Below are 14,542 nucleotides of genomic sequence, written 5' to 3'. Positions count from 1 at the left end.
AGCTAAGGAGGTTTTATTTTATGGATTGTTTGAGAGATCATAAACAAGGGCGTAGAAAGTGTGACTTAGTACAACTCCCCAATACAACCAAAGAGTTCATGTGTACTGAATGCAAGAGTCAGTTTATTAAAAAAGGCGAGGGTAACGATTTTGATGGGGTTTGGATACTGCTGATTCTGTGTCTGCTATTCTTTGTTTTTCTGTTGAGTGGGTGTAGTAAACAATCAACCAAGTTACTGTTAATCAGAATCGCGGATAGTAGTGCTTCAGCCCTCAATGATCCTCAACAACTCAAAGCATCTAAAGATAGTTGTTTTGGTCTGGCTGATGCTTCTAAAACAGGGGATAAACAGGCTTTAATTCAAGTGAGTCAAGAGGTAATTGCTACTGATCCAGCGATGATCAAAGACTCCAATGATAGCTATTCTCTCTGTCATCAAAAAACTGAATCTAAAGGCCAAGGAACCTATGTCTGTCCGGCTTTAGATTTGGCTCAGGAAATGAGCGATCGCCACCCTGAAACCCCAATTATTGTACTGCAAATTCAAGCCAACGAAGGAGAAGAATTTTGTCCCGATACCTTAAAAAACCTCGCCAATAAAGTCTCGTCCCGACAAGGAAAACTATTAATTATTGGCAGTACCAACGATGGCAATACTGGATTTAATACTAATCTTTGGAGCAGCCTCAAAGATTTACCTAACACCCAATTTTGCAATCAGAATATCCGAAGCTGTGTAAAAGAGTCAATCCAACAAATCAGGAGTAAGTAAAACTATGCTTTCTAAATTCGATGAAGATGTGATTTTACAGGAGTTTATCGCCGAAAAATTATTACCCAATCAACTCCCAGATATCTACAAAATCTACCCGCGTTTAGCTAAAAATCTAACCATTCTTGCGCCTTTAAAGTATGCCTTGGAGATGAAAAGAAAGTATAGCAATCCTAATTGAGCAAAGAGGGTTGGGAGACCCAACCCCTACTTTTTCTATTATTTTGAGGAATGAAAACGATGAACTTCCATAAATCTGTTGTTATTTTCTGTTTGACTATTGCCGCTTTAATGAATAGCCGCGCCCCTTATGCGGCTTTAGCAGGATTTCCGGGGGAATGGCGATGGATCTCAGCAATATTAGTTAGTTTTCCTTTAGTCTATTTCACCGAATGGGCAATTAGTTATGATGTGGCAATTTCCAGTATCCAGCGTGATATTCGCCATGATCAAGAACAAATTGAGTTAAAAAGAACAAAAGCCCAAACCACCAAAAATAAATTAATTGAGGTGCGGGCTGAAGCTGAAAAAGAGGTTTTTAACGCTGTATTAAAAGACTATCTCCATCAACAAACGAAAGTATTTGTTGTCTTAGCGATCGCCCTTTTAATTATTGAATACGCAGCTACTCTGTTTTATGTGCGCTTTCAAGGCGAAGATGGAGATTGGATTACTTATATTGTCCCAATGTTGGGAATTATTTTAACCGTAATTACCGGATTTTATACGGGCAAAATCATTGATTATCCTCGATATAAACGCCAAATTGCTCAGAAGTTTGAAACCTATAATCAACAACGTCAGCAGGAAAATACCAGTGGAATTAAATACGCCAGTCGAGAGTTCTGGGTACTGGATGGATTAACGCAGTATGTGTTAGAATATCCCCAAGCAACTCCCCAACAAATTAACTACCAGGAAAATAAACTTTGGATTAAACAACTCAATTATGAGCGACACAAATTGTTAAAACAATGGCAAAAAGCCATTCATGAACAGGAACGAAAATTAAGTCAAAGTCCAGAGGATTTAATTAGTCGAGAAGATCGAGATCATCAAATTAAAGAGGAGATCAAAGCTATTAATGAAATCTATCAATTAGAACTCTATGAAATTCAGGAGGAATTACGACAACGAGGTTATCCCACTAATGATGTCAATGGAAACATCAATCCCATTTTGAATTAATCAAATTCCAACCCGTAGTGAGTCCTTCAGGACTCTCTTTATCTTATTTTATGTTAGGTTTCTAAACCCAGACGCAAAGAGAAAGAGGGTTGGGAGACCCAACCCCTACGATTTTCACGCAATACTACCCCGTTTTCTTGCTTCCTTATAGGAAATTCCCACATTTCTTAGTCCCGCTTTAATCATTTGTTGCTCCAACATCGTAAAAAATCGAGTGCGATCGCCTCCTTTCACCACCGCTTGATTATGGGCTTCTGCTAACACCACCGGATAGCCATATCCCTTTTGAACTTGCGCCATCACCATTCCCAATGCTAACTCTAATTGGTCAGAATTTTCCACTACCCAAGCCGGAACTTCTAAACGAGCAATTTCACTACCCATATTCACATAACAAAAATAGATTTGATGATGTTCATATAAATCCAAAATTGATGAATTAGAACGCCAGAAAGGACTGCGTTGACCGGGTTTTAATTGGGATTCCCATAATACCGTATCCCGCAGGGGTTCAAACACTTGACAAGGGGCTTTTTTCTCCGCTCCCGTTGAAATTATACCTCCTATCCCCGGACAATGTTGTAAACAATTGGGTTGATCAAAGGGACAAGCCTGTAATCTTAAAAAGGATAAACTTTCACTACTGCGAGAAGCACTTACATATCCAAATAAAGGAATACCCGCTAATCTTAACTGTTCCCAAGATTCTAAAATTGGTAATAAAATTAAATCTCTAGCTTCTGAGGGTAATTGTTCTAAAAACCAATAGATTAAAGAACCATCAACTAAAGCTAAAGTGGGAACATTTAACTGTTGATTTGGGGAAATTTCGAGTAATTGATTTCCCGATTCTGCTAAAATAATCGCTTCCGATACCGCCCGACGATATCCCATCCATTCTTCGGTTTTAATTCCCCATTGCCGGGATAAATATAAATCTTCCGGGCGATAATAAATTTCAGGAATACTATCTAAAATCGGATGACGACTTTGACCATAATGTAAAATCACCCGCCCGACATTAATTAAATAACAATAGGCAATTTCATGGGCACTGGGCGCAATTTGGGAACCATCCGTGGCAAAAACCGTATGGGCGGAAGGTGGCGCATTAATATCAGGACAATAACTTAAAGGTTCTAAGGGAGTAGCTGGTTTAAAAATCATTCTCGGTTTAAATTCTGCATAGTTTCGCATTAACTGATCATCATTTAATTTCGCTTGTTCGATTAAATTTAAAGCGATTTCAATGCGTTTGCGGGATGCTTCAGCTTCTCGATTAATATGTTGGCTCATGCCTTGCATTTGTTGAGCCAATTTTGTTAGATCTAACATAAGTTATTTGAGGAATTATAGTAACTAAAGCAACTGTTGAGCGATCGCCTCACTTGAGACAAATCAATTCTACCCTGAATGGAGTTCCATAATCAGAGTTCAAAATGACAAATTTTGAGTTGATCATCTTCATAATAGATAGAAGCACCAGCATGATGTTTTTGGTAAAGTTCACATAACTTTAAAGCTTCAAATTCTAAACTGGTGCGTCCCGCTAAAGAACGATAATAGTGATAGGTTGGGTCTAATAAAATGGAGTTAGAAATTGCTAAATGTAAGTTCAAAGGATAAATAGCCAGAGGTTGTTTTTCCACAAATACAAATAAATCTGGGACTTCGTAGGGAAATTGAAAATCATCAAACTTTACCTCCGTTAAATATTGTTTGACAAATTCGGCTAAATCTTCATGCCAACCCGCCCGATAATTTTGAGCTAGTTGTTCCGGTGGGGCGACAATAATCCAACGTTTGAGCGGAAATGTTGTGCGAATTTCTAGGCTTTTACGAGCAGCAACTTCATATTCCAAATAATTAATTTTAGCCGGGGGTGGCAGCAGGAAATTACAGGCAAAACAAAATAGTAAAATCAAACAAGCTATTTCTGAATTTCGTCTCAATATTGGGAATAAAAGCCAACTGATAAATAAAAATACTAAGGCAATGAGCAAACTGAGTCCCACAGGTAACGTAATTAGAAATACCCGAAAAAAGTCAAATTTTTCTGGAGAAAAAGCAAATAATAAAGCCAACAATAACCAGGAGATCGCAACCGAAGCCAATCCTAAAATCCGGCTCCCCATCACTCCTACTATTCCGATCAAGGCAAGAATCAGTAATACAGGTGCCGCCATCGCCACCATTGCTAAACAGCAACAGGTATCAAGTACCGCAGTTGGGCGCAATTTTCTGATATGAACCCTGGTAAAACAAGCCAGAGAAAGAACTAAAAACATAGCTGCAATTTCTTCATCACCCACAGCCCACTGTCGAACCAGGGAAAAGTTCAAGCTGCCGATCACAGTTCCTAAAACTTGCTGACCCCACAGGGGTAACTGTTTAGAAATTTCTGGAGACCAGGTAAACAGATAGGCTCCCAAACTGAACATTCCCACCCAAGCAACCGTACCCTTTTGAGTCAAAGTTTGCAGACTGTAACCCACACTCAACACCAGCAAAAACCCAAACAGAGGTTGAAGGAACCTTATAACTTGTGCGCTATCAACCGAAGCCAGCAGCGACATCACAGCAGTCAGAACTGAGAAGACAGGTAAATATTGAACTTGATGTTGAATTTTATCCCAATCTCCCGTTAAAAATTGCTGAGTTAGCAGTAAGTTCTGGTAACTATCGGGAGTTGCTAGGCGCATTTCTAGCAGGGGATGTTCAAAACGCAGTAATAAAGTGAAGCTCAAGATGACGGTTAATACTAGGATTTTGAGGGTTTTTTGAGGACTGTTAATGGTTTGAACACCGATGATCATTAACAATCTTTTTTGATATTGCTGATAAATGAGGGAGAAACTCTTGAAAATCTGTTCCGTAGGGAGTCCTTGGTCAAGTATGTCCAGGAATAAAAACAATAACCCCTGAACAAATATAGTTAGTTTTTCCCTGGCTGTTTTCCGTTGGCGATAATACCAAACAATCAGTAACAATATCGTGTAAAATAGCACCAAGGTTAACCAACTGAACAGATGGAAAGCAGTGAGCGCAAAAACTCCAACTGTTACCACCAATGAGGTTCGGGCGAAGGCACTCACAATTTTGCTGTGCCAATGATGATGATAAGAGCTAGAAAAACTTTTATAAGGCAACCCCAAAAATAAAATAGCCCACAGGGTATACAGCCAAATCGCTGAGATCAAGTCCAGAGCCAATATTTTCATAATTAAAAAAACACGCGAGATTATACCACACTAACACTTGTTAAATCAAGTCGAATTTTGATTTTTCATGAAACATTCATATAAGAACCCTTAATTCTTATTTTTCTTAAAGAATCGGTAAAGTTCGGCTCGGACTATTGCAAGATTCTGGTCGTATGAACCATCATTAGCTTAAGTAAATACACTGATCCGAACAAGTAGTCGGTTTAACTTAAGGTTAACGGTGAAAACTAGGAAAAAGTAAAGATATGTAAACACCTTTACAGTTCTTTACATAGCTGGGTTTATTCGTTTCCGACTACTTAACCACTTTTAAAAGTAGAGGAGGTATCTGTGATGCAAAGAAGTAAAAAGATATTAGTGACTGGAGGCGCTGGTTATATTGGCTCCCATGTCGTCAAACAACTCGGGAAAGAAACAGATTACGAAATCGTAGTCTATGATAACCTCTCTACCGGATCACCCAAAGCAGTGCTTTATGGGGAATTAGTCGTAGGAGATTTAGCAGACTCGCAAAAATTAGCTCAGGTGTTTGCCGAACATCAATTTGATGCGATTCTGCACTTTGCCGCCAGCATTTCAGTCCCCGAATCCACAGCCAATCCCCTGGCTTACTACGGAAACAATACCCGTAACACATTAAACCTGCTGCAATGCTGTGAAAAATACGGAGTCAAAAAGCTAGTTTTTTCCAGTACCGCCGCCGTTTATGGAGAAACCGCAGAAAACCCGGTGCGGGAGTCAACCCCCACCGCACCCATCAATCCCTACGGTTACTCCAAACTGATGAGCGAACAGATGATTCAAGACTACAGTCGAGCATCGGGATTAAAGTATGTGATTCTACGGTACTTTAACGTCGCCGGAGCCGACTCCAGTGGGCGCATTGGTCAAACCAACAAAAAAGCCAGTCATCTGATTAAAGTCGCTTTAGATGCCGCCTTAAACCGACGGGAATCCGTGAGTATCTTCGGCACAGACTTTCCCACCCCCGATGGCACAGGTATTCGTGACTATATCCACGTCGAGGATTTAGCCGCCGCCCATATTGACGCCCTGCGTTATCTGCAAGACGAAAATGACAGCCATATTCTCAACTGTGGTTATGGTCAGGGGTACAGTGTCAAGGAAGTCTTAGCAAAAGTCACAGAAATGTCGGGACGACAATTCCCGGTGGTTGAGATTGAACGACGAGCCGGAGACCCCGCTTGTGTGATTGCTTGTTCCGATAAAATTCGTCAGATTTTGGGTTGGAAACCTCAATTCAATAATCTGGAGACAATTGTGGGTAGCGCCCTAGCTTGGGAGTTGCAGTTAATGTATCCCGAAGAACCAGTAAAAAAGATGCCCAAAACGCCCGCAGCTTTTGCTCTGGGTACAATCCTACTCCAAAAGCAATTTATTTCTCGGAATCAATTGCAAGTCGCCTTGCAAGAACAAACTAATACAGGCAAAAAACTGGGGGAAATTCTGTTGCGGAAGTCTCTGATTTCTCATCAAACTCTGCAAAACTGTTTGCAAGAACAATTCTATTTAAGACAACGTAATTTATTAGCCAGTTAATCAGAGCAGTTTAGACAAAACCCTTTTTAAAAAAACCAGAGTCGAATTCCAATTATTTGTCAATTAACCAGAGTAGTTTAGACAAAACCCTTTTTAAAAAACCAGAGTCGAATTCCAATTATTTGCCAGCTAACCAGAGCAGTTTAGACAAAACCCTTTTTAAAAAACCAGAGTCGAATTCAAAAATTTTAGCCAAAACTTCAAGTAGTATCATTTCCTGTCCGATCCCTCTTTTTTGGATAGACGGGACAATCGGGGCTTTTAATCGGTTCAAAGGGCGTAAATTGTCTCAAATCGCCAAACTGACAAAAGAGGGCTGATACCATTTCTCTTTCACGGTGCAACTTATTCCCCCCTTTTTTAATGAAATCGGGGGGCGAGTGCCCTGCAACTTCACTCCAGATTAATATGACTAATCTTTGATTAGTCACTCATTGAGTACCCATTTTTTATCAAAAATATAGGAGTCATGATGACAAACCAATACGAAAACATTAACGTTGACGGAAAGCTGACGGATTGGACACAGAGTGAGCGCTTAGATTCTGTCTCCGGGACAGGGAAAGCCGGATATGAAATTTACGGCAAATATGCCGCAGATGCTTATGTTTTTGCCTTCAAAGCCGATAGTACGACCATTGGTGCTAATACCACTTTATGGCTGAATACAGATCGGAATACCAAAACGGGTTATACATTATGGGGGTCAACTTCAACAGTTGGAGCCGAATATAACGTCAATTTTGATAGTAATGGTATCCCGGCTCTGTACACTGGGGCTGAGGGCGCAACTAAAGTTTCCGACCTTGATTATACCTTTGATCCCGACAAGAAAATCGTAGAATTTGCCGTTCCCGTGAGCCAATTACAGGGAACACCCAAAGTTGTCGATGCCTACATTGACATTAACAATACTGACTTTTTACCCGGGGATTATGGCAGTCAAAAATATACGGTTTCAGCACCAAAAGTTTTAATCCCAAGAACAGATCTGAGTAAAAAAATAGGTATCGTCTATTCAGACACCACCGCAGCCAAATTCTTCGATAAAAAAGCCTATACCCAGCTATTTCTGTCCGCCCAATCCCAAGCCATGCAGGCTGGAATTCCGTTTGATATTTTAAACGAGGATGATCTAACGGATATTACAAAACTGGTCAATTATGACAGCTTAGTCTTTCCTTCCTTCCGCAACGTTCCCACCAGTAAACTGCAAGCCATTGAAAACACCTTATCAGATGCCGTTTATGACTATAAAATTGGGATTGTTACAGCCGGAGATTTCCTGACCAACGACGAAAATGGTAATGCTTTGCCCGGAGATTCCTATAGCCGGATGCGCAAACTCCTAGACCTGACAAGGGTTGATGGGGGCGGGCCAGTGAATGGGACTCTCACAGCCAAAGATGTAACTAATCCAGTCATGAAAGGGTACGCCGCTAATGAGGCGATTCTTAACTATAGCAACATATCCTATAACACTTATGGCGACGGTGTAACAGACAATAATCAACCCAAGGTTGTCGCAGATTTAGTTGCCAATGGCAAAAATAGCGAGGCGGTGATTACCACCCAAACCGGAGGCCGAAATGTTCACTTTGCCACGGAAGGATTTTTAGCCGATAGTAACTTGCTTTGGCAGGCGCTACAATGGTCTGCGGAAGGGACTGAACCCACAGTACGACTGAATATGAGCCGGGATCAGGGAATCTTTGTTTCTCGGAATGACATGGATCAGTCTCAGGAAACCTATGACGTTAATAATGGAATTTACGATAAACTGCTGCCGATTTTAGACAAATGGAACAAGGACTACAATTTTGTCGGTTCCTACTATATCAATGTAGGTGATAATCCCCCAGACCAAACCACGGATTGGAACAAGTCTGGCCCCTACTACCAGCAGATGTTGGCCCAGGGGAACGAAATTGGTACCCACTCCCTGACCCACCCAGAAGATACCAATGTTCTCACCCCCACCCAACTAGAAAAGGAATTTAATCAGTCCCAATTGGTGATTGAAAAAAATTTAGGAATTAATGTGACTGGTGCAGCCATACCAGGGGCTCCCGAAGGATTCCAAGTCAGTCAAGAACTGAAAAAATACCTCGATTATGTCAGTGGGGGATATTCAGGAGTGGGAGCCGGGTATCCGAATGCGTTTGGCTTACCCTTTAAAGGAGAAGACTATGTTTATTTAGCTCCGAACATGAAGTTTGACTTCTCTTTAATTGAGTTTGAGAAAAAAACGGTACCGGAAGCAGAAGCCGTATGGAATCAAGAATATAACGACATTGCCAGTCACGCCGCCATGCCCATCTTCCATTTTCCTTGGCATGATTATGCCCCAACAACCGCCCCGGGCGCGGCACCCGGTTATACCGAGCAGATGTTTACCAACTTGATCGCTAAGGCTTATAACGCCGGGGCAGAATTTGTCACCGCAGCCGATTTAAGCAATCGGATTAAAACATTTGAAAAAGCCAAAATATCCACATCAAGTACAGGAAATACGATTACGGCTAAAGTTGAAGCCGCTACTAATACCAGCGTCGGTGACTTTGGTTTAAATGTGGAAAAAGGTCAGCAAATCCAAAGTGTGAATAACTGGTATGCCTATGACGCAGACACGGTATTTTTGCCGAAAACCGGGGGCGAATTTACCATTAACCTAGGGACAACTCCCCAAGATGTGACTCGGATTATTGACCTACCGATGCGCTCAACATTGGAGAGTGTTACGGGTGACGGTCAGAATTTAGACTATACCTTTACCGGGGCGGGAACTGTCAAACTTGATTTGAAGATTCCCCAAGGTCAAGAACCGGTGATCACAGGCGCGGATAGCACCACCCTGAACGGCGATATTTTGGAGATGGTCTTTAAAAATGGAGGCTCCCATACTGCCAAGGTCACCTTTGGTACTGTAGATAAACCCCCCACGGTGGCTAGTCCCATTACTGATGTTACCGCCAAGGAAGATGATCCAAGCCAGACCATCGACTTAAGCAGTGTCTTTGATGATGTTGATAACGATAAAAACCTGATTGTCAAAACCATTAAAACTAACAGTAACGAGGCATTAGTTACTTCTAGTATTAGTGGAAATACTCTCACCTTAAACTATCTAAAAGATAAATCAGGTACGGCAGACATTACTGTAGAAGCGACATCCAATGGTCAAACAGTAACTGACATTTTTACAGTCAATGTCGCCCCTGTCGATGATGCCCCCACGGTGGCTAGTGCCATTGCTGATGTGACTGCCGCTAAAAATGCGCCGCAGTCTACGATTGATTTAGCCAATGTCTTTGATGATGTTGACAACGATAAAACAGCCATTACTAAGACCGTATTAACTAATAGTAATACTGGATTAGTTACTCCGAGTATTAATGGAAATACGCTGACCTTGAACTATTTGAACAATCAATTCGGTACAGCAAATATTACAGTTCGAGGTACATCTAATGGCAAAACCGTAGATGATACTTTTGTTGTCAAGGTCAATGACTCCACGGTTACCACCCCCACTGACCCCGTAATTACCAACCCCAATACACCTTTCAATGTTATTAACGTCACCAGTGCCAATAACAATAATGTTAAAGGAACTGCTGCTAACGATCAAATTAACGGTCTTGCTGGGGATGAGACCCTGGCAGGACAAAAAGGGAATGACATCATCAATGCTGGGGACGGGAATGACATCCTCAAAGGCGGGGACGGGAATGACACCCTCAATGGTGATGGCGGGAATGACCAACTAGCAGGTCAATTAGGCGATGACGGATTAAATGGGGGTGCAGGTAACGATATCCTCAGTGGGGGTGGAGGTAACGATTCACTCAGTGGCGGTGCAGGTAACGATAAACTCAATGGGGACGCAGGTAACGACCTCCTGAACGGGGATGCAGGTAATGATTCACTGAATGGGGGTGGAGGTAACGATTCACTCAGTGGCGGTGCAGATAACGATAAACTCAATGGGGAAGCGGGTAACGACCTCCTGAAAGGGGACGCAGGTAACGATACCATCTTTGCCGGAGACGGCGATGATACCCTGATTGGTGTCGATAGTACAACATTTGGAAAAGGCGAAATTGATGCTCTCACCGGGGGTCAGAACAAAGATCGCTTTGTATTAGGAGATTCAAGTCAAGCCTATTACAATGACGGCGATAATACCAACAAGGGATTAAATGATTATGCCCTAATCTCTGACTTCAAACTGGCTGATGATATCATTCAACTGTACGGAAGTGCCTCAAATTATCGCTTACAGTCCCGATATAGTCTCAGTGGTAATACGGGTACCGCTATTTGGTTAAAAACTTCAGGCACGTCGGAGGAATTGATTGCTATTGTTAAAGCGGATCAAACCCTCGCTTTAACTAATAGTAATACTTTCAGTTTCGTTTAGCAGCAACTGGATGAAACCATCCTAACTCAATGTCTAGCGGGCAATCTTCTTGCCCGCAGGACAAACTTTTTTCTCCTCAACCTCCACATTAAAACCTTTTTTGATCACTTTTTGCTCACTTTAAATCCAACAAAACCCCAATATTAACAAAGGATAAAAGTCATGTTTATCTCTACAATTCACAATATTATTGACCGTTTTCCCCTAAATTTACCCAAAACCCCCCTATTCGGAACCGATGGGATTCGGGGAAAAGTCGGAGACGTTCTCACCCCATCCCTGGCTCAACAAGTCGGATTTTGGACAGGGAAAATCCTACAAGCGGAGAATCAGAAAAAAGGGCCGGTAATTATTGGCCAGGATTCTCGTAACTCCAGCAATCTGTTAGCCTCATCATTATCTGCGGGTTTAAGAGCCACCGGATTAGAGGTTTGGTATCTGGGTTTATGCCCCACTCCCACCGTTGCTTATCTAACTCACATTTCTGAAGCAATTGGTGGGGTAATGATTTCCGCCAGCCATAATCCCCCGGAAGATAATGGAATTAAAATATTTGGAGCCGATGGTACAAAGTTAACCACCGCCCTACAAAAACAGATCGAAACTGGCATCCGAGGAGCCGGGGGAAAAATAGCCTACGAACCCGAACAGCCAGTAAAGTATGGATATCAACACGCTCGACCCGAATTATTAAATCAATATCTTCAGTCTTTACAAAACTCCCTACTCCCAACCTCCGATTTGTCGGGTCTACGGATTGTTTTAGATTTAGCCTGGGGAGCCGCCGTTAATTTAGCACCCCAAGCCTTCGCTCAAATGGGAGCCGAAGTCATTTGTCTGCATGATCAAGCCGCTGGCGATCGGATTAATGTTAACTGTGGCTCAACCCATCTCGCCCCCCTACAAGCCGCCGTGCAGGAAAATCAGGCGGATTTAGGTTTCGCCTTTGATGGAGATGCTGACCGAGTGATCGCCGTCGATGGTCAAGGTCGAGTAATTGATGGTGATTATATTCTCTACTTCTGGGGCAAAATGCTGCAACAACAGCAACAGTTACCCGGAAATACGATTGTTTCAACGGTGATGGCTAATCTGGGTTTTGAAATGGCCTGGAAACAGTTGGGCGGGAAGTTGATCCGAACTGCGGTGGGCGATCAATACGTTCATACAGAAATGATGCAAACTGGTGCAATGTTAGGGGGCGAACAGTCCGGTCATATTCTCTGTCGTCATTACGGTATTTCTGGAGATGGTTTGCTCACCGCATTGCATTTAACTGCCTTAGTACAACGTTCTGGCTGTTCCATGAGTCAACTGCGGGAACAAAGTTTTTCCACCTATCCTCAACTGTTAAAAAATCTGCGAGTAGAAGACCGGGAGCGACGTTGTAACTGGCAACAATGTGAACCTTTACAAAAGGCGATCGCTAAGGCCGAAACAGCCATGGGAAATCAAGGTCGGATTTTAGTTCGGGCGTCTGGAACTGAACCCCTAATTCGGGTGATGGTGGAGGCGATTAATGCTGACCTGGCCAATTATTGGTCTGACAATTTAGTTTCAGCCGTTCAGCAATATTTGTAAAAGCAGGTAATAGGGAACAGGTAGGAAAGACTGGATCAGTCTTAATCCTAACTGTTCTGGCAACTGCGATCACCCTCTTAAAATTTCCTGAATTTATGCAATTTTTGTTCATCAATTAATCCGCTTTTTTAAAACCTACTTCCAAAAAAACTCTAAAACTATAAAGCTATGGACGCCAGAATCCCTAATCAACGTTCTTCTCTTGATCCCCAAGGAAAAGCTTCCTTATTTAAGACCGAAGCAATTTCTGGTTTAAACAGCAACTCTCCGTTTACCAGCCTACCCAGCTTTTTAAATAAACCCTATCCTAAATCGGAAGTCGGTTTTGTCAATGAGGGGATTAATGGCGATAAATCCTGGCAACAATTGTTGGTTTTATTTATCATGGCGTTCAGCGTCACCGCCGGAATTTATTTCGTGCGTTATCGCCTGCGGGAACCTCTGCCGATTTTAACTAAATTAGAACAAAATAACCAAATTGGTAAAACAAAATTTACGGGAAAAATTCAACCTGCGAAAACCTTTGCGATCGCTTCCTATTATTCATCCATCGTTGAAGATATCAAAGTAGAAATCGGCGATCATATTCAAGTGGGACAACCGTTGTTAGTCTTAAAAAATATTGAGGCTGAACGGGAACTCAAACAAGCCAAAAAAGAACAACAAACCCTACTCCGAGAAAGAAAAGTTGCCCGACAACAACAGCAAGCCTTGAAACAACAGCAGAAAATCGCTCAACAGCAGCAGTTAGCGGCTTTAAAGCAAAAAGACATGGATTTGCAAGAACAACAAATGGGTCAACAGCAAGAAATCCTCAAGTTGGAACAAAAGATCCAATATTTTGATCAAAACAGCGCCCCCCTACGGGCGAATGTTGCAGAGGCGGAGTCTGAACTCAAAACCGCCCAAAACCAGATGCAGCAAGTCCCCTTACCTCAACGGCAAGATTCTGTGGAACGGGCTGAGGCTCTGTATCAGAAGGCTGAATCTTCCTATCAGCGTTACCTAGAATTGCGGGAACAAGGGGCGGTCTCTGAGGAAAAACTCGAAGAAATCGCAGCCGAAATGAAGGTAGCCCAGGCGGATCTTGACAGTGCGAAAGCGGCGATTGTAGCTTCAGAAACCTTTACCCAAGCACAGACAAAACAATCTCAATTGCAAAGTCAACTGGTGGTTGATCAACAGCAACAAGAACTGACGGACATGAAGGCGAAGTTAAAATTGGCTCAGTTACAATACCAACAATTGACGGAGCAACGTCAGATGGTTCAACAACAGTTGGCGGAATTAAGAGCTATAGAACTTCCCTATGAATCGATAGAAACTAACTCCTCAGACCCAGAAGAACTGTTGACGGAAATTAAAACGACAGAAGTAATTACAGCGACTCGCTCTGGAGTTATAGTGGATTTACCAGTGGCGGTGGGGAATCAAATTTTTGCCGGGACGAAGGTGGTCGATCTGGCGGAAATAGAAAACCTGAATGTGGAAATTCCTGTGAGTTCCCGTTTAATTAATGCTTTACATCTGGGTCAAAAGGCGATGGTCGAAATCGGCGGGGGAGACAAAACCCAGGAATTTGAAGCTAAGGTTGTGAGAATTAATCCTTTACCCTCAGAAGACCTTAACCATCAAGTCATTTTACAGTTTAAAAATGTTAAAAATGACTTGCTGGCAGGTCAGTTAGCCACGGTTTATTTCTGGTGAGCAGCAAAACCTAGGGGGGATCTAAATTATAATGACTATAACCTAAAAAATTCATCCCCTCAATGAGCCCAAACCGCCCCTCTGTA

At 42.2% G+C, this 14,542-nt stretch carries 9 protein-coding genes; 7 read left to right on the top strand and 2 right to left on the bottom strand.

Features of this window, described 5'->3' with window-relative positions:
* Positions 1 to 20 precede the first annotated feature (20 nt).
* From AC2D3N_RS04445 to AC2D3N_RS04435, 3 genes are read left to right on the top strand one after another with little or no spacing between them, the layout of a single operon-like run.
* Positions 21 to 773 carry a hypothetical protein gene (locus AC2D3N_RS04445; protein WP_484692899.1) on the top strand — a complete coding sequence of 251 codons (753 nt, stop codon included), beginning with the start codon at positions 21 to 23 and terminating at the stop codon, positions 771 to 773.
* Between the two features lie 4 nt (positions 774 to 777).
* Positions 778 to 954 carry a hypothetical protein gene (locus AC2D3N_RS04440; RefSeq protein ID WP_159451530.1) on the top strand — a complete coding sequence of 59 codons (177 nt, stop codon included), beginning with the start codon at positions 778 to 780 and terminating at the stop codon, positions 952 to 954.
* Between the two features lie 59 nt (positions 955 to 1,013).
* Positions 1,014 to 1,961 carry a hypothetical protein gene (locus tag AC2D3N_RS04435; protein ID WP_484692898.1) on the top strand — a complete coding sequence of 316 codons (948 nt, stop codon included), beginning with the start codon at positions 1,014 to 1,016 and terminating at the stop codon, positions 1,959 to 1,961.
* A 114-nt stretch (positions 1,962 to 2,075) separates the two neighbouring features.
* Here the strand turns inward: AC2D3N_RS04435 and AC2D3N_RS04430 are convergent, their stop codons facing one another.
* Entirely contained in the window at positions 2,076 to 3,296 is a 1,221-nt protein-coding gene (locus AC2D3N_RS04430; protein WP_079678648.1) for a DNA double-strand break repair nuclease NurA, read from the bottom strand.
* A 92-nt stretch (positions 3,297 to 3,388) separates the two neighbouring features.
* A complete protein-coding gene (locus tag AC2D3N_RS04425; RefSeq protein WP_079678646.1) occupies positions 3,389 to 5,182 on the bottom strand; it encodes a hypothetical protein in 1,794 nt (597 codons plus the stop codon).
* 336 nt (positions 5,183 to 5,518) lie between these two features.
* Between AC2D3N_RS04425 and galE the strand changes: the two genes are divergently transcribed.
* The 4 genes from galE to AC2D3N_RS04405 all read left to right on the top strand — a co-directional run bounded on the left by galE (position 5,519) and on the right by AC2D3N_RS04405 (position 14,456).
* Positions 5,519 to 6,745: a UDP-glucose 4-epimerase GalE gene (gene galE / locus AC2D3N_RS04420; protein ID WP_079678644.1), complete on the top strand. Its 1,227-nt coding sequence runs from the start codon at positions 5,519 to 5,521 to the stop codon at positions 6,743 to 6,745.
* Positions 6,746 to 7,214: 469 nt separating this feature from the next.
* Entirely contained in the window at positions 7,215 to 11,168 is a 3,954-nt protein-coding gene (locus AC2D3N_RS04415) for a polysaccharide deacetylase family protein (RefSeq protein ID WP_484692897.1), read from the top strand.
* Between the two features lie 162 nt (positions 11,169 to 11,330).
* Complete coding sequence (gene glmM, locus AC2D3N_RS04410) at positions 11,331 to 12,749, top strand: phosphoglucosamine mutase (RefSeq protein ID WP_079678639.1); 1,419 nt, start codon at positions 11,331 to 11,333, stop codon at positions 12,747 to 12,749.
* Between the two features lie 168 nt (positions 12,750 to 12,917).
* Entirely contained in the window at positions 12,918 to 14,456 is a 1,539-nt protein-coding gene (locus tag AC2D3N_RS04405) for an HlyD family secretion protein (RefSeq protein ID WP_079678637.1), read from the top strand.
* Positions 14,457 to 14,542 lie beyond the last annotated feature (86 nt).

This window comes from Planktothrix sp. PLAVEN19ND, assembly GCF_057220675.1.
This window is presented reverse-complemented; position numbering and strand designations above follow the sequence as displayed.

What these genes read in the sequence shown, in the direction of transcription:
- AC2D3N_RS04445 (WP_484692899.1), top strand. Translation starts at nt 21, where the DNA reads ATGGATTGTTTGAGAGATCATAAACAAGGGCGTAGAAAGTGTGACTTA.
- AC2D3N_RS04440 (WP_159451530.1), top strand. Translation starts at nt 778, where the DNA reads ATGCTTTCTAAATTCGATGAAGATGTGATTTTACAGGAGTTTATCGCC.
- AC2D3N_RS04435 (WP_484692898.1), top strand. Translation starts at nt 1,014, where the DNA reads ATGAACTTCCATAAATCTGTTGTTATTTTCTGTTTGACTATTGCCGCT.
- AC2D3N_RS04430 (WP_079678648.1), bottom strand. Translation starts at nt 3,296, where the DNA reads ATGTTAGATCTAACAAAATTGGCTCAACAAATGCAAGGCATGAGCCAA.
- AC2D3N_RS04425 (WP_079678646.1), bottom strand. Translation starts at nt 5,182, where the DNA reads ATGAAAATATTGGCTCTGGACTTGATCTCAGCGATTTGGCTGTATACC.
- galE (WP_079678644.1), top strand. Translation starts at nt 5,519, where the DNA reads ATGCAAAGAAGTAAAAAGATATTAGTGACTGGAGGCGCTGGTTATATT.
- AC2D3N_RS04415 (WP_484692897.1), top strand. Translation starts at nt 7,215, where the DNA reads ATGATGACAAACCAATACGAAAACATTAACGTTGACGGAAAGCTGACG.
- glmM (WP_079678639.1), top strand. Translation starts at nt 11,331, where the DNA reads ATGTTTATCTCTACAATTCACAATATTATTGACCGTTTTCCCCTAAAT.
- AC2D3N_RS04405 (WP_079678637.1), top strand. Translation starts at nt 12,918, where the DNA reads ATGGACGCCAGAATCCCTAATCAACGTTCTTCTCTTGATCCCCAAGGA.